Here is a 21,504-nt window from a genome sequence, read left to right on the forward strand (position 1 = left end):
GGCTCAGCCGTGCCAGCCCGCGTACGCCGCGGTGATCTCGTAGACGGCCTTCAGGTTCTGCATGCCCGCCAGCTCCTTCTGCGGGATCTGCACGCGGTAGCGCTTCTCGATGCGGGCGAGCATCTCGATCGCGCGCAGCGAGTCGGCCTCGTACTCCTCCTGGAAGTCGGCGGTGTCCGACAGCTCCTCGGGCTCCAGCTCCAGCACCTCGGCGACCAGCTCGCGCAGTTCCGCCAGGTGCTGCTCGGTGTCCGACATTGCGGTGTTCCTCTCCTTGGTGGGCCTGACTCGACGGGTCGGCGGGCCGCTCACAGGGCCATGCCGCCGTCCACCCGCAACACCTGGGCGGTGATGTAGGCGGCGGCGGGCGAGAGCAGGAACGCGACCACCCCGGCCACGTCCGCGGCGGTGCCGAAGCGGCGCAGCGGGATCGCGGCCAGCGCCTTGGTCCGCTGCTTGGCCGAGAGCGCCTCGGTCATGTCCGTCTCGGTGAATCCCGGGGCGACCACGTTGGCGCGCAGCCCGTACGGCGCCAGCTCCTTGGCCAGCGACTTGGTCAGGCCGATGATCCCGGCCTTGGCGGCCGAGTAGTTGGTCTGCCCGGCGTGTCCGTCCACCCCGGCGACCGAGGAGATGTTGACGATGTCGCCCGCGCGCCGCTTCAGGAAGCGGAAGCTCACCGCGCGGCTGATCGTCCAGGTGGCGGTCAGGTTGGTGTCCAGCACGGCGCGGAAGTCCGCCGGGTCCATCAGCACGGCGGGCGCGTCCCGGGTGATGCCCGCGTTGTTCACCAGCGCGGTCAGCGGGCCCAGCTCGGCCTCGGCGGCCTCGATGAACGCCTCCACCGCGTCGGCGTCGGTGACGTCGCAGGGGCGCAGGAAGGCGGACACGCCGTGCGCGCGGATGTCGCGTTCGGTCTGCTCGGCCGCGTCGCCGCGGGCCCGGTAGCAGCCGGAGACGTGGTAGCCGCGGGCCGCCAGCTCCAGCGCGACGGCCCGGCCGATACCCCGGGAGACGCCGGTGATCAGCGCGTGCCCGGTCACCTGGCCACCTCCACCGCGGTCACTGTCCTGGGAGTCGCTGTCCTGGGAGTCGCTGTCCTGGCAAGCACGGTCTGGCAGGTCACGACGGAGAACCCGCTGCGCAGCCGTACACCATCGTCCGCGCGCAGGCCGACCTCGTCCGCCAGCCCCGCGAGGGCCCCGGCGTCGCGTTGTCTGCCCGCGAACAGGGTGAGCATCTTCAGGTCCATGGCCGCGCCGACCACGTCGGCCGGTCCGGCGGGCAGCTCCTCCACGACCAGCACCCGACCGCCCGGCGCGCACGCACGGGCACAGCCGCCCAGGATCGCCCGCGCGGTCGTGTCGTCCCAGTCGTGCAGGATGTCGAAAAGCAGGTAGACGTCGCCGCCTTCGGGCACGCCGTCGAGGAAACTGCCGCCCACCACGGAGAACCGGTCGGACAGCCCCGCCTCGGCAGCCGCCGCGCGGGCTCGCTCGGCCGGTCCGGGCAGGTCCACGAGCGTGCCGCGCAGGTGCGGGTGGGCGGTGAGCAGCGCGATCAACGTGCTGCCGTTGCCACCGCCGACGTCCACCACGTGCGTGGCGTCGGCCCAGCCGGGCTCGGCGACCAGGTCGGTGATCACGCGGGTGGACTTGCCCGCCATGAGCGAGTCGAAGGTCTGCTGACGGCCCGGCCGCTCGGCCAGGTCGTCCCAGAAGGAGTGCCCGAACACCGCCGGGAAGCCGGGTTCACCGGTGCGCACGGCGTGCAGCAGGCCGCCCAGGGCCAGGTCCATCCGGCCGCCCGGGCCGTCCAGGTCCAGCCAGGTGCGCAGGCTCGCCGGGTGCGCGTCGGACAGCATCCGCCCGGCCGGGGTCACCGCGAAGGTGCCCGGCTCGGGTTCGCGGTAGACGTTGAGCAGCACGAGGTAGCGCAGCAGCCTGCCGAGCGCGTCCGGGTCGGCGCCCGCGGCACGGGCCAGCTCCGGCAGCCGGTCGTACCCGGCGGCGATGTGGTCGGACAGTCGCAGGGTCGCGGCCACCCGCAGGGCGAACGGCGGCAGCATCTCCAGCATCGCGGAGACCTGCGCGCGGCGGGGCTGGGTGGACACCCCTCACCCGCCCGAGGTGTAGAGCACGCCCTCGGACCAGACCCGGGTGACCCCGCCCCAGCGCATGGCCGACCCCGCGTCCGGGAAGAACCCGCGGCCGGGGTGGTTGGCGCTGGTGTTGCAGAGCACCGGAACGCCGCTGAGCCTGGCGTACTCGGTGAGCAGCTCGTAGGCGACCGGATGGTCCGGGCCCACGGTCTGCAGCCGGGCGCTGCCGTCGGTGTGCACGATCGCGGGCACCCGGTCGGCCCAGCCGGGCCGGATGTGGTGCTCGAAGAGCATGTGCGGGTCGGGGGTGCCCGGGGCGAACACCTCGGCGGCGCGGTCCACCAGGCAGATCGGGGCCACCGGCCGGTAGTGCTCGCGGCCCTTGATGTCGTTGAGCCGGTCGCGCATGGCGGCCGTGGTGGCCGGGGCGATGATGCTGCGGTGCCCCAGCGCGCGCGGGCCCAGCTCGGCACGGCCGCTGACGACCACCACCGGCTCGCCGTCGGTGTGCAGGAGGCGGGCCAGCTCCGCGAGGTCGCACGGGCGGCCGGACCAGCCGGGCGCGGCGGAGGAGGCGACCACGTCCGGGCCGGAGAACACCGACCACTCCAGGCCGACCTCGCCGGTGCGGCGGAACCGTTCCGCACACGCGGTGCCGATCGCCGAACCGGCGTCGTTGGGGAACGGCGGCACCCACACATCCGAGAAGTGGCCGGAGGCGCGCAGGCCGGAGTTCCACTTGATGTTGAGCGCGCAGCCGCCGGACAGGCACAGCGGCTCGCCGTCGGCGAAGTACCGCGCGCCCGGCCCGTTCGCCAGGCCCTCCCGCAGCACCCGGAACAGGTACTCCTGGAAAGAGGCGATGAGCGCCGCGTCGGACAGGCCCAGCCCGGCGACCTTGGCGATCACCCGGTGGCTCCAGACGAACGCGCCGGTGATGCCCACCGGCCCCATCGCCGCGGAGACCTCGACCATCGCCGCGATCGCCCGCTCGTCCGGGTGGTCCAGCGCGGCGTAGGCCATGGCCTTGCCGGAGACCGGCAGCAGCGCCTCCAGCTGGGCGAAGTCGCCCAGGCCGCCCAGCTCGCGGCGCCGCTCGGCGGGCACCCGGAACGGGTCGAACTGCGCGGCGAACACCGGGTACAGGGCGCCGACCATGGGGACGACGACGCCCAGCGACATCAGGGTCCCCGCGCCGGGGTCGATGCGGTACAGGGTGGCGGGCATGCCACCGTCCCACACCAGGACCAGGGCGGGTGCCCGGCGCAGCGCGTGCGGGCTGGTGGAGTAGCTCGCGAAGGCGTGACCGGTGGCGTGCGGGTAGCTGTGGTACTCGAACGTCTTGCCGCCCAACGGGAAACCGCTCCCGGCGAACGCGCCGAGCGCGGGCAGCGGCTCCTCCGGCGTGCCGATCACGGCGTAGCCCGCGAGGTCGACCATCCGCTCGCCCTGCTCGTCCACGATCCGCGCACCGGCCAGGCCGTCGGTGGACTGCACCCAGCCGTCGACGCTGACCGCGTCCAGGTCGCCGACGTCCACGCCGTGCCGGTCGAGCTGGTCGACCACGTCGGCCAGCTCCGGCAGCGCGGCGTGCCGCCGTCGGTTGTCGATCTTCTCGGCCTCCACGGAGAACACCAGCCGGTCGCCGTCGAGCACGGCGACCGCGCCGTCGTGGGTCAGCTTCAGACCGCAGATCACGCCTGCACCGGCCATCGCCGGTCCACCTCCTAGAGCCAGCCCGCGGGCGTGGATCGGTCGGCCGCCTACTGCCCGGACACCGCGACGGACTCGTCCGCGCCGAGCTGGCGGATGACGTAGTCCTCGATGTCCCGGGCGGTCTTGATGTTCTGCACGCTCTCCTCGTCGATGGGCGGCAGGTCGAACTCGTCCTCCAACGCGAACGCCAGCTCCAGCAGCGCCAGCGAGTGGTATTCGAGGTCCTCCACCAACAGAACGTCCTCTTCGGACGCCCCCTTCTCGGGATTGGGGGCCAGTTCCAGCACGATTCCCCGGATTCGGGTCCTGGTTTCCTGCTCGTCTGCTTCGGGCACGGGACGAGACTAGCCCGGCGCCGTCGTGGGCGGGAAGCGTTCGCGCACAACGGGAACGGCGCCAGGCGTGCGCACCTCAGCCGTGCTCGCGCGTGTAGAGCACGCCCTCGGACCACACGTACCGGGACCGGTTCCAGTCCATCGCGGACCCGGGGTCGGGGAAGAAGCCGCGGCCCGGGTGGTTGGCGCTGGTGTTGCAGAGCACGGGAATGCCGCTGCGCGCGTGATAGGCCGTCAGCAGCTCGTGCAGGGCCGCGTTGTCCGGCCCGACGGTCTGGAGCCGGGCGCTGCCGTCCACATGCACCACGGCCGGGACGCGTTCCACCCAGCCGCCGCGCACATCGTGGTCGAAGAGCATGTACGGGTCGCGGGTGCCGGGGTCGAAGACCTCGGGGGCGTGCTGTTCCAGGCAGACCGGTGCCACCGGGCGGTATCCCTCGCGGCCCTTCATCTCGTTGAGCAGGTCGCGGGTCGCCGCCGAGGTGGCGGTGGCGATGATGCTGCGGTGCCCCAGGGCGCGCGGGCCGACCTCGGCGCGGCCGGTGAGGAACACGACCGGTTCCTGCCGTTCGTGCAGCAGGGTCGCCAGCTCCGGCAGCGAGCACGGCTCGCCGCGCCAGCCCGCCGGGATCCGGCCGTCCCAGCGGATGTCCGGTCCGGCGAACTCCGACCAGTCCAGGGCCATCCGACCGGTGGTGCGGACCATCTCCGCGCAGGCCGTGCCGATCGCCGAGCCCGCGTCGTTGGGGAACGGCGGCACCCACACCGCCTCCGCCAGGCCGGAGTCGCGCAGACCCGAGTTCCACTTGATGTTGAGACCGCAGCCGCCGGACACGCACAGCGGCAGTCCGCGCAGGTCGGGGAACCGGTCGAGCATCCGGTCCAGGCCCGTCGCCAGCTCCCGCAGCAGGTACTCCTGGAACGAGGCCAGCACCTCCGCGTCGGTGGGCGCGCCGGACGCCACCTGGTCCAGGACCAGCCTGCTCCACTGGAACGCGCGCATCGCGGTGTCGACCCGACCGTCCATCCGGGACGTGGTGGCGGCCATGGCGTCGATCACCGCCTCGATCGGCTTGCCCAGCCCGGCGTAGGCCATCGCCTTGCCGGACACCGGGAACAGCGCCTCCATGCCGAACCGGCGGTCCGGGTCGTCGCTGGTGCGGTCCACCCGGAACGGGTCGAAGTGCGCGGCGAAGATCGGGTACAGCCCGCCCGCGAACTCCGTCACCCGGCCCAGGCCGCGCACCGCCGCTTCCCCCGGCTCCACCAGGGACAGGAACGGCGGCATCCCGCCGTCCCACACCAGCACCAGCGCCCGCCTGCCCTGCTCGGCGAACGGGCTGGTGCAGTAGGCGGCGAACAGGTGCCCGGATGCGTGCGTGTACCCCGAGAACCGGGCTGGGCCGCCGAAGCCGGGCAGGTCCGCGTGTCTGACCGCGACCGGCCCCGGATGGTCGGTCACCGGGTCCTCGTAGTCGGCCACGTCCAGGTCGGTGCTCGCCCCGGCCTCGTCGACCAGGCGCACGTAGGACGCGCCGTCGTAGGTCTTGTTCCACCCGTCCACCGCGACCGAGGTCAACGCGGCCGGGTCCACCCCGTTGACACCGAGCTCCGCGGTGATGTCCGCGATCCGGTGCAGGTCGGCGTGCCGGGGCCGGTTCTCCAGCTTCTCGGTCTCGGTGGAGAACAGCAGCCTGCCGTCCTCGACGACCGCCACCGCGCCGTCGTGGGTGAGCTTCAGCCCGCAGATCAACGACTTTCCGGGCACCTGAGTCCTCCTCCGCCCGCCCGTTCAACCGAGCGTTCCGCTCAGTTGCCCACGCCCCGAGGGCATGTCGCAGGCATCGTCGCGAGAACGCGGGTGCCCTCACAAGGCGCGGGATTGCCTGCGCGGCAGTGCTTCGGGCAGCGTGTGCGCCCAGGGTCGACCGTCTCCGGCCGAGGAGTGTCCGTGCCAGACAGCAACGCAGGCGTCGCGGCGGTGTCGCCGGTGTCCGGTTCCGCCGCGCTGCTGTCGTGGGTGGACGACCCGCGACCGGACATCGCGGTGCGCTTCGCCGACGGCGCCGACGACTGGCGCCCGGTCCCCTACCCCGAGCTGGCCGCGGGTGTGCGCCGCACGGCCGCGGGGCTGCGCGCGGCCGGGGTCGGCACGGACGACGTCGTGGTGATCGTGGCGCCGACCGGGGCCCGGTTCATCGAGCTGCTGTTCGGCACCATGCTGGCGGGCGCGGTCCCGTGCCCGGCCGCGCCGCCCGGCTTCGGCCAGGACCTGACCGGCTACGGCGTCCACCTGCGACAGATCGTCGCGCAGGCGCGGCCGCGGTTGGTCGCCACCGTGCCGGGGTTCGTCGACACGCTCCGGGACATCGTCGACGACACGCCCGTGGTGCCGGACGACCGCCTCCTCGCCGACGACCCGGGACGGTTGGACCTGCCGCGCGCCGAGCTGGCGCTGTTGCAGTTCACCTCGGGTTCATCCGGGAAGGCGCGCGGTGTCCGCGTGCCCGCGTCCGCCCTGGCCGCCAATGTGGACATCATCCGGGACTGGCTGGGCATGCGGCCGGACGACCCGACGGCGTCGTGGCTGCCGATGCACCACGACATGGGCCTGATCGGCTGCCTGGTCACGCCGGTGACCACCCAGACCGACCTGTGGCTGCTGTCCCCGCAGCAGTTCATCCGCTCCCCCCTGCGCTACCTGCGCTGCTTCGGCGAGCTGGGGGCGCGGTTGACCGCGATGCCCACGTTCGGCCTGGAGCACGTCGTCCGGCGCGTCCGGCCCGCGCAGTTGGCCGGGATGGACTTCTCGGCGTGGCGGGCGGTGATCGTCGGCGCGGAGCGGGTCGCGGCGGACACCCTGACGCGGTTCCACGAGCTGCTCGCACCGTTCGGACTCGACCGGCGCAGCCTGCTGCCCGCCTACGGCCTGGCCGAGGGGACCCTGGCGGTGACCGGGCTGCCGCTGGCCGAGCCGTGGACGTCGCTGCCGGTGGACGCGAGCGCGGTGCGGCTGGGCGCCCCGGCCCCGATCGACCCGGAGCACGGGTCCGCGTTGGTGGCGTCCGGTCGCCCGCTCGGGCCGGTGGGCGTGACCATCGTCGACGGGGACGGCGCGCCACTGCCGGAGGGGCACGTCGGCGAGATCGCCGTGACGGGCCCGTCCGTGGCCGACGGCTACCACCACGCGGGCGCGTCCGGGAACGCCATGGTGACCAGCTTCGCGGGCGGCTCGCTGCGCACCGGCGACGCCGGGTTCCTGCACGACGGCGGCCTCTACGTGCTGGGCAGGCTCGGCGACAGTCTCAAGCTGCGCGGCCGCGTCCTGCTCGCCGAGGACGTCGAGGCCGCGCTGGAGACCGCCGGCCTGCCCCGGCACCGGCACACCGTCCTGCTCGGCCTGCGCGGCGACCGCCCGACCGCGGTGATCGTCGCCGAGCACACCGACCCGGCGCGGCTGGACGAGACCGTCGCGGTGGTCGACCGGGTGACCGAGGGCGCCGACGTCGTGCTGGTCGCGGCCGGGGTGGGCACGATCCCGCGGACCACGAGCGGCAAACCGAAGCGGCACACGCTGTGGACTATGTTCCTCGCCGGTGAGCTGGACACCCAGCCGCGGAACCGATGAGAGGGACGAGCATGCCTTTCGACGCAGTGGTGCTTGGCTCGGGCGTGGCCGGGCTGAGCACGGCCATCCGCCTGGCCGAGGCGGGCGCGACCGTGCTGATCCGCACCGCGGCCGAGCCCGCGGAGACCACCTCCGCGCTGGCCTCCGCCATGATCGGCCCGAACCTCTACCCGCCGGGCGACGAGCAGCGCGACTGGGCGGACGAGACCCTGCGCGTGCTCACCTCGTCCGACTTCCCCGGTGTGGTCGAGCGCACGGGCCTGTTGGTGGCCCGCCCGGCGAACGCGACACCGCCGTTCGTGGAACGCACCCCCGGGTACGCGCCGTGCGCCGAGCTGCCTGCGGGCTTCGGCACCGGCTTCCACGTGCGGCTGCCCATCGTGGACATGCCCGTCTACCTGGCGGGCCTGCGACAGCGCTTCCTCGACCTGGGCGGCAAGGTGGAGCTGAACCCGGTCGGCAGCCTGGCCGAGGCGGCCGGGCTGGCGCCCCGGGTGGCCAACTGCACCGGCCTGGCCGCGGCGTCCCTTGTGGACGATCCGGAGCTGCGCCCGGTGCGCGGCCCCAAGATCGTGGTCGAGAACCCGGGCCTGGACACGTTCTTCCTGGAGGCCCCGATCGGCGCGGTCTGGGCGGCCATCCTGCCGCACGGCGACCACGTCGTACTCGGCGGCACGTCCAGCGACAGCGCCGACACCACCCCGGACCCGGCCGAGGAGGCCGAGATCCTGCGCCGCTGCGCCGAGGTCGAACCGCGGCTGGCGGGGGCGCGGGTGCTGGAGCACAAGGTCGGGCTGCGGCCCGGCAGGCCCCGGCCGCGGGTCGAGGCCGAGCGGGTCGGCGGCGCCCTGGTGGCGCACAACTACGGACACGCGGGCAACGGCGTGATGTTCTCGTGGGGCTGCGCGGCCGCGGCCGCCGCGTTGCTCGCGGACTGACCACAGGCGGGGCGAAGCGGTGCCGCGCCGCGAGGAGATCGGAACTCTTGGCCATGAACGATTCCCTGGCACACGGCGCCGAGGCCGCCGCCCTCTACGACGCGGCGGCGGCCCAAGCACGCGACCTGGACACCACCCAGGCCCGCGCCGCCCTGCTCGACCCGCAGGGCAGGCACAAGTGGCCCCGCCACCGGGTCAACGAGGTCGAGCTGGAGTGGCGGCGCTGGCGCATCCGCCACCACCTCGGCCTCCCCGACGCTCCCCCGTCCTCGATCACCCTGTTCGAACGCCTCTGCGTGGAGTCGGGCACCCCGGCCGCCGACGTGTCCCCACTGGCCGACGGCGGCCCCCTGGTCGGCATGTCCTACGACGAGATGTTCCCCCAGGGCCCCCTCATCGTCCGCGCGGTCAAGTCCCGCGTCGTCCGCAAACCCACCGACCACGACCAGGACGACGACTACCTGGACCTGCTCGCCCGCTCCGAACGCAGGCGCGCGGACTACCTGTCGATGCTGACCACGGCGGACCCGTGGTGGCACATCCCGGACCTGGTGTCGGCCGCCACCGCCAAACGCTGCGCGGCGGACGTCTCGGTCCTGATGGACGCCCCACGCGGCGAGGCCTACGCGGGTGGGCCGCAACCGGGCTGGGACGTGGAACATGACGCGCTGGTCAGCGACTCGCGCAACATGTACCTGGGGGCCGGACCGACATTGATCGACGTGCACGAGGACCAGGCCCTGGTGGACCTGGTGAGCGCCAAGATGGGCCGCCCGATGCACCCGACGCGGTGCACGTACCTGAACTACCGGGCCGGGGACTACCTGGGCGTACACACCGACCAGCCGACGTGCGAGGTCTCCCTGCTGTTCACGATCGACGGCGCGCCGGGACCGATGCGGTCCTATCTGGACGAGACCGACGAGGCACCGGTGTGGTTGGACCGGTGGGTGCGGACGGAGGGCAACTTCCCGGATGGTGGCCGCGACTTCGTGTATGAACCCCGGGAGGGCCTGGTGTTGACCGGGCGCGCGGTGCCGCATGCCCGGTTGCCGCAGACGGAGCCGACGATCATCGGCGCCCTGTTCTACAGCGGCCTGACCTGATCGCCGTGGTTCGGGGGCGGCCGACCCGTCCCCGAACCACTCAACGCGATGCCCTGGGGTGCTCGGTCCACCAGGAGATCAGTCCAGGGTCGTGGTCCCGCTTCCTCGCCTCGCGGAGACGCACGTCCAGCTCGGCGGCGAGTTCCTTGAGGAACCGCACGGTGTCGTCCGCGCTGAGCGCGGCGGTCTGGATGTCCTGGATGGTATCGAGATGCTCCGCGACGAGGGCGGGATCGTCCCGGTAGAGCACGGCGTCATCGAGATCGAAACACGCGACGCGGGTGTCATCGGCGAGGGCGACCACCCGATACGGGACGGCGATATCCATGACCGCGTCGGGAACCATGCGGATCGTCACCTGCGGCTTGCCTGCGTCCCGGATGAGCCGCCGAATCTGCTTGGCGGTGGTCTCCAGATCCCGCGCGGTACGGATGAACGCGACCTCACCGATCAGGTGAGTGAACGTCGGTGTCGTCCGGTGTCTCCGTGCGAACCGGAAGTCGCGGCGCCGATGGACCCGAACGCGCAGTTCCGGCGGGATATCCATCGGCGAGTAGGTGATCACGCCACATGCCTCGGCCGCCAACTCCCGCCACACGACATCGGCGACGTGCACCCGCCCCAACCACAGGCGTTCACGGCAGGTCCACTCGTTGCGCTCGACCTGTCGTTTGAGGGTGAGCAGCATGGCGTGCTCGCGATCGGAGGTCACACCGCACTGCCGAAGAAGCCGCAACGTGTCCTCGTCGGTGAGCAGTTGATCGCCCCTCAGCCGCCGCCACAGCGTGGTCGTGCTGATACCGAGATCGGTGGCGAGGTCGGCCTGGGTGTAACCCGCGGTCTCCGCCAGGTCTTTCAACAACGCGGCGAACACGCGCCTGCCGATGGTGAGCTTCCTCTGCGACAACAGTGAATCCTTCTGAATCGTGCGCAGGCTCGTCCTATGGATCGTCATGGCGTCCACAGCCCGGACGAGCCGATGACAAGCCGCGGAGCAAGGCGGGCGTCGGGCGCCGGGAGGTCGATCAGGCAATCGACAACCTCGACCAGGCCGCCCTCGCGGCCCCAGACGATGTCTCCCGCACCGGTGCAGCGCACGGCCGCGACGTCGGTGAGATATCGGACAAAGACGAAGTCGACCCAGTTCCCAGGCCAGATCCGATAACCGTGCACCTGCGACACATGACCATCGTCCCCGGTGGCCTGGAACGTCCAGCCCGCATCCCGCAGATCGATCAGACGTTGCAACTCCGGGAATGCAGCCACAGCGAGCACGTCAGGCGAGGTCATGACCTTCCCGTCAGCCTGCCCGAGTGAGACCGCAGGCGGCGCCTCGCCGAAGCCGTTCGAGAGCCTCGGCGATCCCGGCCACACTTTCTTCGTGGCTGAGCGCGGCCGCGCGGGCATCCTGGATGTCCTGGGCAATACTGTCGAGTTCTTCTCCCCGGTGCAGCCACAGGATGCTCCGGCGGACGTGGGTCACCGCGAATGTGGTGTGCGGAGTTCGAGTCACGGTGACGGCCTGGCCAAGGCTCTCGCCGCGCTCGGTCGGCGTCAGACGCAGGTCGATGCGCGGATGAGCAGCGAGCCTGAGCAAGTGATCGAGCTGGGCAGCGAAGCCACCGGCGTCCTTAGTCGGCGGGACCAGCGCGGCCGTACCGAGAAAGACGGTGATGTCCACGTCCGACTTGCCGAGGACAGGCCGTTGACGCTCGCGCAGCGCGGCCACATGAGCGACCGCCTGATCCGCGGGCACCTCCCCCGCCCACGCGATGCCTGCGGCAACCTCGCGGGTACGCAACAACGGCGGCACACACCGGGGCGCCAGTTCGGTGATATGGGTGGCGACCGCGGTCAACGCCAGGTAGGCGTCGCGCTGGATGTGCTGTTCCTCGTCGGTGGTGGCAATCCAACACGGGTGATCGAGGTCAGTGCACAACCGCATCACCCGACGAAACCCGCCCCGGTCCACCCCCAACACGGCCAAGACGTGCGTCGCCTGCTGCGGCGTGATCACCCGCTCACCGGTCTCCCACCGACACACGGTCGGCGCGTCCTTGTCGACCCGATCGGCAAGCTCACGCAACGACACCTTCCTCTCCAGACGAAGCCGCCGGAGCGTCAACCCGACAGCGACAGCACGAGGAGGGCGAACATCTTTCTTGCTTTGAATCATGCAGGTCGTCTCTCTGGCTCTTGGGCTTGGTAGGCAATGCCGCCCGCGGGAGTCATCGCCTCCAGGGCAGGCGTCTGTCATTGACTTTCCTGCTGCCCCTCGGTCCGAACCAGAACAGCCCTGCCTCGTTCTGGTCACGGAAACTATGCACAGACAGCCATGAGCAGGCAAAACGCACTTGCTGGGCTGTGTGGGACACTGAGCGTCATAGCATCACCACGGCCGCTGCTCGCCCGGCTGCGTAAAGCGTCCGGCTACACCCAAGAAGGCTTGGCCGAGGCCTTGCACGTGGACCGTATGACTGTCTATCGCTGGGAAGCGGGACAACATCAACCCCAGCCCTATCTCTGGCCCAAGCTGGCAGCGCTACTGCACACCAGCCGCACGGAACTGACGGCCATCTTCAACGACAGTGTGCCCGTGATCTCCACTCCATCCACACCGAGCCAACCTGCCGCTGAGACCTGGCGGGCTCCGGCGGGCCGCTTCGACCACGACACCCTGACTCACCTGCGTCAACAGCTCGGCCAATACATGAACGCCGACGGCAATGCGGGGCCGACCGCCGTTTTACCCAATGTCCTCGCGCTGCTTCAAGCCGTCGAACACTACGCCCCGGACGTCACTCCAGGCGTCCGCCAGGAACTACTGACCTACGGCGCCCAATGCGCCGAGTTCGCTGGCTGGCTCTGTCGGGACAGCAAGCGTCTGTCACAAGCCGTGTACTGGTACGACCGGGCCATGGAATGGGCCCAGGAAACCGGCGACTTCGGCATGCAGGGGTACATGCTGCTGAAGAAGTCCCAGATGGCCTATGACGGCCGGGACGCCGCTCGAGTGGCGGCCCTGGCAAAGGCCGCCCAGTACAGCCCTTGGACCCTGCCCGCAAAGGTCTGAGCCGAAGTCACCCAGCAGGAAGCCCTCGGGCTAGCCATGACGGGAGAACCACTCGATGACGTACGTCGCAAACTCGATGACGCCCAGGCTATTCTTGCCCAGGACATCGCGGCCGAGACGACGGTACCGAACGCCTACTTCGACGCGGGTACCCTGCTGTTGCGCAATGCCAGCACCCTCACCGAGGCAGGCCGCCCGGCCGAGGCCGCGGCCATCTTCGGCACGGTGCTCGACACATCGGCGCTCTCCCGACGCGACCTGGCCTACTTCCGGGCTCGACGCGCCGCCGCCCTGGCGCTTGGCGGCGAACCGGACGAAGCCGCGACGGTCGGCCTGCTCTCCATCTCGGACGCTCAGGTGATGCGCACCGAACGGACCGTCGCCGTGCTCCACGATCTGTCGGCAGGCCTGACCCCCTGGAGCGGCAGACCCATGGTCCGCCTTCTCCGGGACGCGCTCCGACAAGCAGCCGGGTCTACTCGGTCAACCACTGGCTGACCGTGGCGATGACCGAGGCTTGCCAGGCTTGGCTACGCGGGTCGCGGTACTCCGGGTCGTCATGAACCGCGAAGCCGTGCTGCGCTCCCTCGATCTCCACCAGACGGTGCGCCACCTGGAGCCGGGCAGCCGCGGCCCGGGTCGTGGCAATGTCCACCAAGGTGTCTTCAGTGCCGTGAACCAGCAGTGTGGGTGTCTGGACGCGACCGACCGCCTCGTGCGGTCGCAGCCAGAAGACCTCATTCAGAATGGCCCGCCCATGCCGCAACCCCGGCTTGAAGTCGATATATCCCGTGTCGGCCAATCGCGCGGCCACCGACTCGTCCAGATAATCGTCAGTCCAGTAGTCCCTACTGTCGATCGTGCGCCTCTTGTAATCGAACTGAGGATTGAGAAGCACCAGCCGATGCAGCTCCTCGGGTCGCTCAGCGGCGTAATAGCCACAAATGCCACCAGCGAAACTGGTGCCCAACAAACCAGCCTGCACCTCGCCAGTTCGTTCTCGCATGTCGGCCAAGGCGACTCGGATGTCATTGAGAATGGCAGCCAACGTCAGATCTTCTTGTCGCCCCTCACTCTCACCATGCCCTCGCAGATCAAAACGCAGAGAGGCGATACCCGCCTGCGCCACACCAGCGGCCAGACGAGTGAAGAACCCACCCTCGTCACGGGTCACGCCGCCGCCATGCACCATGACCAGACTCCCGCCCAGCCGTACAACCGACCGGTCCGGAGTGACCAGGGTCGCCGCCAAGTGTAGGCCATCGAGGGTGCGAACTCGGACGCTTTCGCTGGTAAATGACATGGCAGGCTCCCTGAAGGTAGGCACCCACAGTATATGGGACGAGCACAAGGCAGCGTAATGACTCTCTATTCTCCCGGCCATTCCCTCGCTTCATACACGAGAATGATGCGACCTATCGGGCGCCGATACCCGACAACCTTGCCGTCCCCTGCTGGTCGCGCCGGTGGCGTGAAGCACGGGGCCCCACCGGTTGTCCACAACCACGCGAACCATCCCCGCCCCACACCGTCCCTTGACACGTCTTGCCCACGTCCCGGCCCGGGGATATAACAGTGATCATGGCCGACGCGCGGACCATCGCCCACCGCATGTACGCGACCTTCGTGGTCGCATGCGCAACCTTCGTCCACTCACAAGGACGGGAACACCGCGCGGCGGGACATCTCAGGACGTCTCATGCTAGTCTCGAATGTCCCCTAAACGTCATCGATCAGAGGGCGCATGACCAACGAGCGATTGAGAACGCCCTGCTCCACAACGGCTTCGGAGCCGAAGCGATCCCGGCCAAGGCGCGCAACACGCTCGCGTTCTTTCGGCCACTCGCGAAAGCGTCGGGGATTCATATTCGCGTACACGGGACGGTTTTGCACAATAGCATCTACCGGTTCGATGATGACATGCTCGTGAACACTCACGTCTACGGTTTCGTCGCCGGACACGCGCCATTGGTACATATTCGTCGACTGTCGGATGGCGACCTGTTCGAGACATACTCGGAGAGCTTTGACAGAGTGTGGGAAACAGCGCAAGACCCGACGTGGTAGAGGACCCGACATGGCCCGGACCGACTATTACCAAGACCCGGATGCTCCAACGCCGAACAGTCTCGTTGTCGCCGTCAGCGTCTACGTGACCAATGAGTCCGGCGAGATCCTACTGATTCGACGGGTCGACAACGACCTGTATTCAATCCCCGGTGGCGGCCAAGAGCCGGGCGAGACACTCAGTCAAACGGCAGTTCGTGAAACGAAAGAAGAGACGGGGATCGACATTCGGGTAACCGGGCTGGTCGGCCTCTACAGCGATCCTGCGCACATCATCGCATACACCGACGGAGAGGTTCGTCAGGAGTTCTCGATTTGCTTCCGCGCTGTCGCTACGGGTGGTCGACTTGAGACAAGTTCAGAGAGCAAAGAAGTCGGCTGGAGCACGCCGGGCGACATAGAACAGCTCACGATGCACCACCATCCGCCTGCGCATCGCGCGCGCTCGTGAGAACAACCCCGATCCCTATTTCACCTGAGCCTGTCGGTGGCGGCCTCCCTCGGCGCCCGACTGGCCGAGTTCAGCAAGGTCCCCACCGTCACCGGCGAGCACTCACCGCAGGGGAGGTCCGACCATGACCGAGCACCCTCACGTACTGCTCAGCGTGGCCACCAGCATCGACGGCCACATCGACGACGCCACACCCGAGCGTCTGCTGCTGTCCAACAAGGCCGACTTCGACCGCGTCGACGAGGTCCGCGCCAGTGTCGACGCCATCCTGATCGGCGCTGAGACGGTACGCCGCGACAACCCCCGCCTGATCGTCAACAGCGAACAGCGCCGCGCTCGACGTCGGGAACGCGGAGAACCGGAGTATCCGCTCAAGGTCACGATCACCGCGAGCGGCAACCTCGGTCCCGACCTGAAGTTCTGGCACCACGGCGGCCGCAAACTCGCCTACACCACCGACGCCGGGCGCACCCGGCTACGTGAGCAACTGAACGCGCTGCCCGACGTCGAGATCGTCTCCCTCGGACCGGACATCGACCTCTCCGCCCTGCTCGACGACCTCGCCACCCACGGTGTGCGGCGCCTCATGGTCGAGGGCGGCCAGCACGTACACACCGCGTTCCTGTCGGCCGGACTCGTCGACGAGATCCACCTCGCCATCGCCCCCTTGGTGGTCGGCCACAGGGACGCGCCCCGTTTCCTCGGCCCAGCCGACTACCCCGGCGGCCCGACCCGCAGAATGAGACTGGCCGACACCCGCACCGTCGGCGACGTCGTCCTCCTGCGCTACCTCCCTAAACAAGAAAGCACCGAATGAGCCACCACGACGACGTGCACTGGATGGGCGAAGCCATCACCCTCGCCCACCGCTGCCCGCTCACCGACCACGCCTACGCCGTCGGCGCGATCATCGTCGGCTCCGACGGCACCGAACTGGCTCGGGGCTACTCCCGCGACACCGACCCCCACGTCCACGCCGAGGAATCCGCATTGGCCAAACTCCCGGCAGATCACCCCGACCTGGCCACGGCAACCCTCTACAGCACCCTCGAACCCTGCTCCCAGCGACGATCCCGCCCCCGCACGTGCACCCAACTCATCCTCGACACCGGAATCTCCCGAGTCGTCTACGCCTGGCGCGAACCCCCTCTCCTCGCCGACTGTCACGGCCACGAACAACTCGCCGAAGCAGGCGTCACCGTCATCGAGCTCACCGAACTCGCCGACCAGGCCCGCCGGCCCAACCGACACCTCTTCGACAACCCGTAGACACGCCTGACCTCCGTGCCGTTGCTGCACCCGACTGCGGCGGGTACATGGCCCCGTGGACAACGTGCCCATCCCCACCAGTCGTCCACAGCCGCGCTGCCCCTCTTGCCCCGTCTCCCGTCAAGGACTAGCGCGAACCATCCACGCAGCACCATCCCAGGCCGCGAGACAGACAAGCCGGTGGCCGGACCCCAGAGCCTCAACCGACTCATCGAACGAACCGGACCTGCGGGTACCCAGCCGAGGGCCGCTGGAGCAGCCGACTGTCGAGTCGACGCAGATGCAGGTCGAAGAAGGCTCGCACATAGTCGCGTTGGGCGTGGATGGCGCGGTCCGGTTCAAGAGTGCCGATTGCCTGCGTCACCTGCTCGGGCGTCAAGCCCAGGATCGGCGCAGCCTGCGGTAGCAGCGTTTCCAGGTCGGTGAACGAGATGTGCGTGGACCCGGCAAGCGCCAGTTCACGCTTCCACCCGTACTGGCTCGCCCAGAACTGATCCCAGCTGGGATCCTCCGACCCCACCCCAGGATCGCTGCCGAAGAGCAGGAAGGGACGCCCGGTGCCCGCCGTCACCGGCGGCAGGAGGCTCCCGTCCAGATTGACGCCCGCGCGCACCCGCCGGTCGGCACGCATGGTCGCGGCGGTCGCGGCGCCACCGAGGGAATGCCCGAACATGCCGACGCAGGACAGGTCGAACGCGCCGGACAGGGGACGTCGTCCGGCGTTGAGCGCGGCGAGCTGGTCCAGCACGAACCGGATGTCCGCCGTGCGCACCGCCAGGGCCTTGGCGATCAGGGCATCGTCGATGTCGCCGGTGATGGCGAAGGTCTCCACCCGGCCGTCGGGGAACTCGACCTGGTCGGCGTCGTAGGTGTGGTCGATGGCCACCACCAGGTAGCCGTGACTGGCCAGTTCCTCGATCAGGACCGTGCCGAGACTCCGGTCGCTGCGCAGGCCCGGCGAGTACAGCACGACCGGCCTCCCGCACCGGCTCCAGTCCACCGGCGTGTCCGATCGGGCGTGCGTGGTCGGCAGCAGCAACGCGCCGGGCGGGATGCCTTGTGCCTGTTCGAAGAGCGCGGCGGCGCCGGGCGACATCCACGGTGCGTACGGGTGGCCAGGCGTGGCGAGCGTCGGATACCAGAGCTGGATCATCAGCTCCCGCGTCGGGCGGGACGCCTGCCAGGGATCGACCCGTGTCCGGTCGATCAGGTGGAGCGAGACCGTACCGAGGGGATACGGGCCGGTCGGCGCGGGCAGGGTGAGCCGCGGCGGAGTCGGCGTGCGGCGGGACCGGGCGGACGCGGCGGTGGCCAACGGGACGGTGATGATCGCCGATGCCGCGGCGGTTGCCAGCAGCGATCGGCGGCTCAGGAGTCTCGACATGGTCGAAATGTAAAGCTGACCTGACATGGAGTCAAGAACACTTGACTCCATGGAAAGTCAGGCTTACATTCTCCGCATGGCAGAGGTGCGGAAAGATCAAGCGACGCGGGCCGCCCGCCGCGCCGTGCTCATCGACGGCATTCCGGTGAGCACGCTGGGCGTCGTCGCTCTGGCGCTGGGCAGCAACCCCGATCCGAGCGCCGCGCAGAAGACCTGGTGGATCGCGACGACCATCGCGTTCACCCTCGCGGTGGCCTGGACACTGCTGCGGGCGTTCCGGCGCGGGGACGAATACCTGCGCAAGATCCAACTGGAGAGCATGGCCATCGCGTTCGCCGCCGTCCTCGTCGGACTGCAGGTGGCCACGCTGCTCGACGCCGCGGGCATCATCCAGCTCCACCAGCTCGCACAACTGATCCTGATCGGCGGCGTGGTCATCTGGCTGACGATCGCGGACCTGCGCACCCGCTTCACCCGCTGAAGGGGGACGCACCCGTGCAGAACCGGCTACGCGAACTCCGCGCGGCCCGCCGGTGGAGCCAGGCCGACCTCGCCGACCGGTGCGGGGTCTCCCGGCAGGCCATCAACGCCATCGAGACCGAGCGCCACGATCCCAGCCTGCCCCTGGCCTTCACCATCGCGGACGTCTTCGACCTGACCATCGAGGAGATCTTCCGTCCCGACCGGACCGACAACCCTGCCTGACACCGATTCCGCCCAACGGATATCCCGGTCCGTTGTCGTACAGACGACCAACGGGGACGAACCGGGTAGTGCGCAGCGCTCAGCCCCGAGGCGTCAGATACCCCCGGGAAAACGCGGTCGCGACGGCCGCCGCCCGGTCGCTCACCCCGAGCTTCGCGTACACATGCAGCAGATGCGTCTTCACCGTCGCCTCACTGATGAACAGCTGCTGCGCCGCCTCCCGATTGGTCGACCCCCGCGCCACCAGCTCCAACACCTCGATCTCGCGCTGCGACAACGGCTCCGACGCGGGCTGCCGCATCTGCCCCATCAACCGCGTCGCAACCGCAGGCGACAACACGGCCTGCCCCTGGGCAGCAGCCTCCACCGCCCGGAACAGCTCATCCCGAGGCGCGTCCTTCAGCAGATATCCCGTAGCACCAGCCTCGATCGCGGGAAGCACGTCGCTGTCCGTGTCATACGTCGTCAACACCAGCACCCGCGCGGGCACGCCCCGCCGCGCCAGTTCCCTGATCGCCGTGACCCCGTCCGTGCGCGGCATGCGCAGGTCCATCAGGATCACGTCCGGCCGCAGCCGCTCCCCCGCCGCGATCGCCTCGGCGCCGTCGCCCGCCTCGCCGAGGACCTCGAAGCGGGGGTCGGCGCTGAACATGCCGCGCAGGCCGTCGCGCACCACCGGGTGGTCGTCGACGATCAGCAGGCGGATCACTCCACACCCCCGGCCGGGATCGCCGGGACGCTCGCCGAGATGGCCGTGCCGCCGCCCGGTTCGGACTCGATCACCAACCGGCCCGCCAGGCGCTGCACCCGCTGGCGCATGCCCGCGAGGCCGAAGCCGCCGTTGGTGGAGCCGTTGGCGCGTTTCGCCGCCGGGTCGAAGCCCACCCCGTCGTCCCGGACGTCGAGTGTCACCAGATCCTCCATGTAGGACAGGGTCAGGCCGACCCGGCCCGCCCGCGCGTGCTTGGCCACGTTGGTCAACGCCTCCTGGGCCGTGCGCAACAGCGCCACCTCGACGTCGGCGTGCATGGGGCGGGCGTCGCCGGTGGTGGTGAGCACCGCATCGATGCGGTGCACCTCCGACCAGCGGCGGGTCACCTCGCTGATCGCCTCCGGCAGCCGGGCCTCGGCGAGCACCACCGGCTCCACCGCGTGCACCGTGCGCCGGGCCTCGGCGAGGCTCTCCCTGGCCAGGTTCATCGCGTTGGTCACGTGCCGGTGCCACGTCGCGGGCTCGGCGCGGGTCTGCTCGGCGGCCTGGAGCTGGGCGAGGATGCCCGCCAGGCCCTGGGCGAGGGTGTCGTGGATCTCCCGCGCCATCCGCTGCCGCTCGTCGAGCACCCCGGCCTCGCGGGCCTGGACCAGCAGCTGGGCGTGCAGGCCCGCGTTCTCCTCCAGCGCCGCCTCCAGCTTGGCGTTGGTCTCGCGCAGCTCCACCAGCGCCACCTTCTGCCTGCGGTTGCGCTGGTCGGCCATGTCGGTGAAGTAGGACAGCGACCCGGCCAGCACCATGGTGACCGAGCCGAGCGCCACCCACGCCCACCAGTTGTCCCCATCGATCTTCCCGCCCATGTAGGAGGCGGCCGCGATCATCGCCGTCACCGCCACCCCCGCGTACGGCCAGCGGCCCGGCAGGTAGTGGAACGCGTGCGCGTAGCCGATGACGGTGAAGAACCCGAACCAGGGCGCGACCAGTACCAGCGTCGCCGCCAGCGACATCAGACCCACGTAGTACACGGCCATGACCGGGCGGTTGCCGTGCCACTGCGGGTGCAGGGTGTGGAACCACAGCACCCAGAGCCCGGCGGCGAGGGTGAGGCCGAGCACCAGCGGTATGTTCACCTCGACGTTCCAGATCACCTGGATCACGGTGATGAGCGCGCTGACCGCGAGCAGGAAGTACGGGAGAACCTTCACGACCGCGCTCTCGCGGCGCTCCCACCGGTCGAACTCCGCCCGCAGCTCGGCCTCGATGCCCACTCGTCACTCCCAGCGGAAGTACCGCGCGGCCAGACCGCCTGCCACGATCGTCCACCCCAGCATGACGGCCACGTGCAGCAACTGCGGCCACTGACCGGCGAGGGCGTCCTGCAATGATTGCACGCCCGCGCCGAGCGGGGTGAAGTCGCTGATCCGGCGCAGCAGGTCCGGCATCGACGCGCGCGGCGCCCACAGACCGGCGAAGAACAGGATCGGGAAGAACAGGATCGTCCCGATCGCGCCCGCGCCCTTGCCGCTCGGTGCCAGCGACGCCACCAGCAGGCCGATCGCGAACATCGCCAACGCGGCCAGCACGTACGCCACGAGATAGCCGACCGGCTGACCCGGCAACCGCACGTCGAACGCCAGCCTGCCGATGGCCAGCACGACCAGCATGGTGAACACGGACAGCGCGGTGGCCATCAGCAACTGCGCGCCGAGCAGCACGACCGGTTTGACCGGTGTGGTGCGCATTCGACGCAATATCCCCTTTTCCCGGTAGGTGGCGAACTGCTGGGGCAGCCCGTTGATCGCGAACATGGCGATGGCCATGGCGATGACGATCGGCGCGTATAAGTCGATCACGCGCAGTCCGCCGAGGGTGGGGTCGGGCTGCCGCATGGACGGGATCGAGCCGAGGATGACGAGCAGGATCGGCGGGAACGCGAGCGAGAAGAACACACTCACCGGCTCGCGGAAGAACAGCGTGGTCTCGGTCTTGGTAAGACGGGCGAGAGCGGACATGACGGTC

25 protein-coding genes are annotated in these 21,504 nt (G+C 69.9%); 11 read left to right on the top strand and 14 right to left on the bottom strand.

Features of this window, described 5'->3' with window-relative positions:
• Positions 1-3: 3 nt before the first annotated feature.
• From C503_RS0102205 to C503_RS0102230, 6 genes are all read right to left on the bottom strand, one after another.
• Positions 4-258 (bottom strand): acyl carrier protein, encoded by a 255-nt coding sequence (locus tag C503_RS0102205; RefSeq protein WP_018680562.1) that lies wholly within the window; start codon positions 256-258, stop codon positions 4-6.
• Positions 259-308: 50 nt separating this feature from the next.
• On the bottom strand, positions 309-1,043 hold the full coding sequence (fabG, locus tag C503_RS0102210) for a 3-oxoacyl-ACP reductase FabG (RefSeq protein ID WP_018680563.1): 735 nt from the start codon (positions 1,041-1,043) through the stop codon (positions 309-311).
• Entirely contained in the window at positions 1,040-2,113 is a 1,074-nt protein-coding gene (locus tag C503_RS37505; RefSeq protein ID WP_018680564.1) for a methyltransferase, read from the bottom strand. Before C503_RS37505 ends, fabG begins: the two co-directional genes overlap by 4 nt.
• 3 nt (positions 2,114-2,116) lie before the next feature.
• The gene (locus C503_RS0102220; protein WP_018680565.1) at positions 2,117-3,814 is read right to left on the bottom strand and encodes a carbamoyltransferase N-terminal domain-containing protein; all 1,698 of its coding nucleotides are present in this window, start codon (positions 3,812-3,814) and stop codon (positions 2,117-2,119) included.
• A gap of 50 nt (positions 3,815-3,864) precedes the next feature.
• Positions 3,865-4,152, bottom strand: coding sequence for a phosphopantetheine-binding protein (locus C503_RS0102225; protein ID WP_033400033.1), 288 nt, complete (start codon positions 4,150-4,152; stop codon positions 3,865-3,867).
• Between the two features lie 76 nt (positions 4,153-4,228).
• Positions 4,229-5,920 carry a carbamoyltransferase N-terminal domain-containing protein gene (locus C503_RS0102230; RefSeq protein WP_018680567.1) on the bottom strand — a complete coding sequence of 564 codons (1,692 nt, stop codon included), beginning with the start codon at positions 5,918-5,920 and terminating at the stop codon, positions 4,229-4,231.
• 183 nt (positions 5,921-6,103) lie between these two features.
• Here C503_RS0102230 and C503_RS37510 point away from each other — a divergent pair, with 183 nt between their 5' ends.
• The 3 genes from C503_RS37510 to C503_RS0102245 are packed head-to-tail and all read left to right on the top strand — an operon-like array spanning position 6,104 to position 9,824.
• Entirely contained in the window at positions 6,104-7,780 is a 1,677-nt protein-coding gene (locus tag C503_RS37510; RefSeq protein ID WP_018680568.1) for an AMP-binding protein, read from the top strand.
• An 11-nt stretch (positions 7,781-7,791) separates the two neighbouring features.
• Complete coding sequence (locus tag C503_RS0102240) at positions 7,792-8,718, top strand: FAD-dependent oxidoreductase (RefSeq protein ID WP_156892901.1); 927 nt, start codon at positions 7,792-7,794, stop codon at positions 8,716-8,718.
• Positions 8,719-8,771: 53 nt separating this feature from the next.
• Positions 8,772-9,824 carry a hypothetical protein gene (locus C503_RS0102245; RefSeq protein WP_018680570.1) on the top strand — a complete coding sequence of 351 codons (1,053 nt, stop codon included), beginning with the start codon at positions 8,772-8,774 and terminating at the stop codon, positions 9,822-9,824.
• Between the two features lie 40 nt (positions 9,825-9,864).
• Here the strand turns inward: C503_RS0102245 and C503_RS0102250 are convergent, their stop codons facing one another.
• The 3 genes from C503_RS0102250 to C503_RS0102260 are packed head-to-tail and all read right to left on the bottom strand — an operon-like array spanning position 9,865 to position 12,000.
• Positions 9,865-10,731 (bottom strand): Scr1 family TA system antitoxin-like transcriptional regulator, encoded by an 867-nt coding sequence (locus C503_RS0102250; protein ID WP_018680571.1) that lies wholly within the window; start codon positions 10,729-10,731, stop codon positions 9,865-9,867.
• A gap of 44 nt (positions 10,732-10,775) precedes the next feature.
• A complete protein-coding gene (locus C503_RS0102255) occupies positions 10,776-11,114 on the bottom strand; it encodes a hypothetical protein (protein ID WP_018680572.1) in 339 nt (112 codons plus the stop codon).
• Between the two features lie 10 nt (positions 11,115-11,124).
• Positions 11,125-12,000, bottom strand: a complete 876-nt coding sequence (locus C503_RS0102260) for a helix-turn-helix domain-containing protein (protein ID WP_084476691.1) — start codon at positions 11,998-12,000, stop codon at positions 11,125-11,127.
• A gap of 159 nt (positions 12,001-12,159) precedes the next feature.
• Here C503_RS0102260 and C503_RS42935 point away from each other — a divergent pair, with 159 nt between their 5' ends.
• Together C503_RS42935 and C503_RS42940 are read left to right on the top strand one after the other, a co-directional pair.
• Entirely contained in the window at positions 12,160-12,897 is a 738-nt protein-coding gene (locus C503_RS42935) for a helix-turn-helix transcriptional regulator (protein ID WP_084476692.1), read from the top strand.
• Positions 12,898-12,933: 36 nt separating this feature from the next.
• Positions 12,934-13,395 carry a hypothetical protein gene (locus C503_RS42940; RefSeq protein ID WP_018680575.1) on the top strand — a complete coding sequence of 154 codons (462 nt, stop codon included), beginning with the start codon at positions 12,934-12,936 and terminating at the stop codon, positions 13,393-13,395.
• On the opposite strand, the gene C503_RS0102275 is transcribed toward C503_RS42940, so the two are convergent.
• The gene (locus C503_RS0102275) at positions 13,373-14,200 is read right to left on the bottom strand and encodes an alpha/beta hydrolase (RefSeq protein ID WP_026315899.1); all 828 of its coding nucleotides are present in this window, start codon (positions 14,198-14,200) and stop codon (positions 13,373-13,375) included. The genes C503_RS42940 and C503_RS0102275 overlap by 23 nt on opposite strands.
• 278 nt (positions 14,201-14,478) lie before the next feature.
• Here C503_RS0102275 and C503_RS48745 point away from each other — a divergent pair, with 278 nt between their 5' ends.
• The 4 genes from C503_RS48745 to C503_RS47610 all read left to right on the top strand — a co-directional run bounded on the left by C503_RS48745 (position 14,479) and on the right by C503_RS47610 (position 16,684).
• Entirely contained in the window at positions 14,479-14,964 is a 486-nt protein-coding gene (locus tag C503_RS48745) for a hypothetical protein (protein ID WP_156892902.1), read from the top strand.
• Between the two features lie 10 nt (positions 14,965-14,974).
• The gene (locus C503_RS44235) at positions 14,975-15,415 is read left to right on the top strand and encodes an NUDIX hydrolase (protein ID WP_169514483.1); all 441 of its coding nucleotides are present in this window, start codon (positions 14,975-14,977) and stop codon (positions 15,413-15,415) included.
• 124 nt (positions 15,416-15,539) lie between these two features.
• A complete protein-coding gene (locus C503_RS47605; RefSeq protein ID WP_018680579.1) occupies positions 15,540-16,232 on the top strand; it encodes a RibD family protein in 693 nt (230 codons plus the stop codon).
• Positions 16,229-16,684 (top strand): hypothetical protein, encoded by a 456-nt coding sequence (locus C503_RS47610; RefSeq protein ID WP_018680580.1) that lies wholly within the window; start codon positions 16,229-16,231, stop codon positions 16,682-16,684. The genes C503_RS47605 and C503_RS47610 overlap by 4 nt, the downstream gene beginning before the upstream one ends.
• 208 nt (positions 16,685-16,892) lie before the next feature.
• Here the strand turns inward: C503_RS47610 and C503_RS0102295 are convergent, their stop codons facing one another.
• Positions 16,893-18,068, bottom strand: coding sequence for an alpha/beta hydrolase family protein (locus C503_RS0102295; RefSeq protein WP_033400035.1), 1,176 nt, complete (start codon positions 18,066-18,068; stop codon positions 16,893-16,895).
• Between the two features lie 76 nt (positions 18,069-18,144).
• Between C503_RS0102295 and C503_RS0102300 the strand changes: the two genes are divergently transcribed.
• Together C503_RS0102300 and C503_RS0102305 are read left to right on the top strand one after the other, a co-directional pair.
• Positions 18,145-18,549, top strand: coding sequence for a hypothetical protein (locus C503_RS0102300; RefSeq protein WP_051114713.1), 405 nt, complete (start codon positions 18,145-18,147; stop codon positions 18,547-18,549).
• Positions 18,550-18,563: 14 nt separating this feature from the next.
• Positions 18,564-18,773 carry a helix-turn-helix transcriptional regulator gene (locus C503_RS0102305; protein WP_018680584.1) on the top strand — a complete coding sequence of 70 codons (210 nt, stop codon included), beginning with the start codon at positions 18,564-18,566 and terminating at the stop codon, positions 18,771-18,773.
• 79 nt (positions 18,774-18,852) lie between these two features.
• Here the strand turns inward: C503_RS0102305 and C503_RS0102310 are convergent, their stop codons facing one another.
• From C503_RS0102310 to C503_RS0102320, 3 genes are read right to left on the bottom strand one after another with little or no spacing between them, the layout of a single operon-like run.
• Positions 18,853-19,482: a response regulator gene (locus tag C503_RS0102310; protein WP_018680585.1), complete on the bottom strand. Its 630-nt coding sequence runs from the start codon at positions 19,480-19,482 to the stop codon at positions 18,853-18,855.
• Positions 19,479-20,753 carry a sensor histidine kinase gene (locus C503_RS0102315; RefSeq protein ID WP_018680586.1) on the bottom strand — a complete coding sequence of 425 codons (1,275 nt, stop codon included), beginning with the start codon at positions 20,751-20,753 and terminating at the stop codon, positions 19,479-19,481. Before C503_RS0102315 ends, C503_RS0102310 begins: the two co-directional genes overlap by 4 nt.
• A gap of 3 nt (positions 20,754-20,756) precedes the next feature.
• Positions 20,757-21,497, bottom strand: coding sequence for an ABC transporter permease (locus C503_RS0102320; protein ID WP_018680587.1), 741 nt, complete (start codon positions 21,495-21,497; stop codon positions 20,757-20,759).
• Positions 21,498-21,504: the final 7 nt, after the last annotated feature.

This window comes from Actinokineospora enzanensis DSM 44649 (assembly GCF_000374445.1).
Taxonomy (GTDB): domain Bacteria; phylum Actinomycetota; class Actinomycetes; order Mycobacteriales; family Pseudonocardiaceae; genus Actinokineospora; species Actinokineospora enzanensis.

What these genes read in the sequence shown, in the direction of transcription:
- C503_RS0102205 (WP_018680562.1), bottom strand. Translation starts at nt 258, where the DNA reads ATGTCGGACACCGAGCAGCACCTGGCGGAACTGCGCGAGCTGGTCGCC.
- C503_RS0102220 (WP_018680565.1), bottom strand. Translation starts at nt 3,814, where the DNA reads ATGGCCGGTGCAGGCGTGATCTGCGGTCTGAAGCTGACCCACGACGGC.
- C503_RS0102240 (WP_156892901.1), top strand. Translation starts at nt 7,792, where the DNA reads ATGCCTTTCGACGCAGTGGTGCTTGGCTCGGGCGTGGCCGGGCTGAGC.
- C503_RS0102245 (WP_018680570.1), top strand. Translation starts at nt 8,772, where the DNA reads ATGAACGATTCCCTGGCACACGGCGCCGAGGCCGCCGCCCTCTACGAC.
- C503_RS0102255 (WP_018680572.1), bottom strand. Translation starts at nt 11,114, where the DNA reads ATGACCTCGCCTGACGTGCTCGCTGTGGCTGCATTCCCGGAGTTGCAA.
- C503_RS0102260 (WP_084476691.1), bottom strand. Translation starts at nt 12,000, where the DNA reads ATGATTCAAAGCAAGAAAGATGTTCGCCCTCCTCGTGCTGTCGCTGTC.
- C503_RS42935 (WP_084476692.1), top strand. Translation starts at nt 12,160, where the DNA reads ATGAGCAGGCAAAACGCACTTGCTGGGCTGTGTGGGACACTGAGCGTC.
- C503_RS42940 (WP_018680575.1), top strand. Translation starts at nt 12,934, where the DNA reads ATGACGGGAGAACCACTCGATGACGTACGTCGCAAACTCGATGACGCC.
- C503_RS0102275 (WP_026315899.1), bottom strand. Translation starts at nt 14,200, where the DNA reads ATGTCATTTACCAGCGAAAGCGTCCGAGTTCGCACCCTCGATGGCCTA.
- C503_RS48745 (WP_156892902.1), top strand. Translation starts at nt 14,479, where the DNA reads ATGGCCGACGCGCGGACCATCGCCCACCGCATGTACGCGACCTTCGTG.
- C503_RS44235 (WP_169514483.1), top strand. Translation starts at nt 14,975, where the DNA reads ATGGCCCGGACCGACTATTACCAAGACCCGGATGCTCCAACGCCGAAC.
- C503_RS47605 (WP_018680579.1), top strand. Translation starts at nt 15,540, where the DNA reads ATGACCGAGCACCCTCACGTACTGCTCAGCGTGGCCACCAGCATCGAC.
- C503_RS47610 (WP_018680580.1), top strand. Translation starts at nt 16,229, where the DNA reads ATGAGCCACCACGACGACGTGCACTGGATGGGCGAAGCCATCACCCTC.
- C503_RS0102295 (WP_033400035.1), bottom strand. Translation starts at nt 18,068, where the DNA reads ATGTCGAGACTCCTGAGCCGCCGATCGCTGCTGGCAACCGCCGCGGCA.
- C503_RS0102300 (WP_051114713.1), top strand. Translation starts at nt 18,145, where the DNA reads ATGGCAGAGGTGCGGAAAGATCAAGCGACGCGGGCCGCCCGCCGCGCC.
- C503_RS0102320 (WP_018680587.1), bottom strand. Translation starts at nt 21,497, where the DNA reads ATGTCCGCTCTCGCCCGTCTTACCAAGACCGAGACCACGCTGTTCTTC.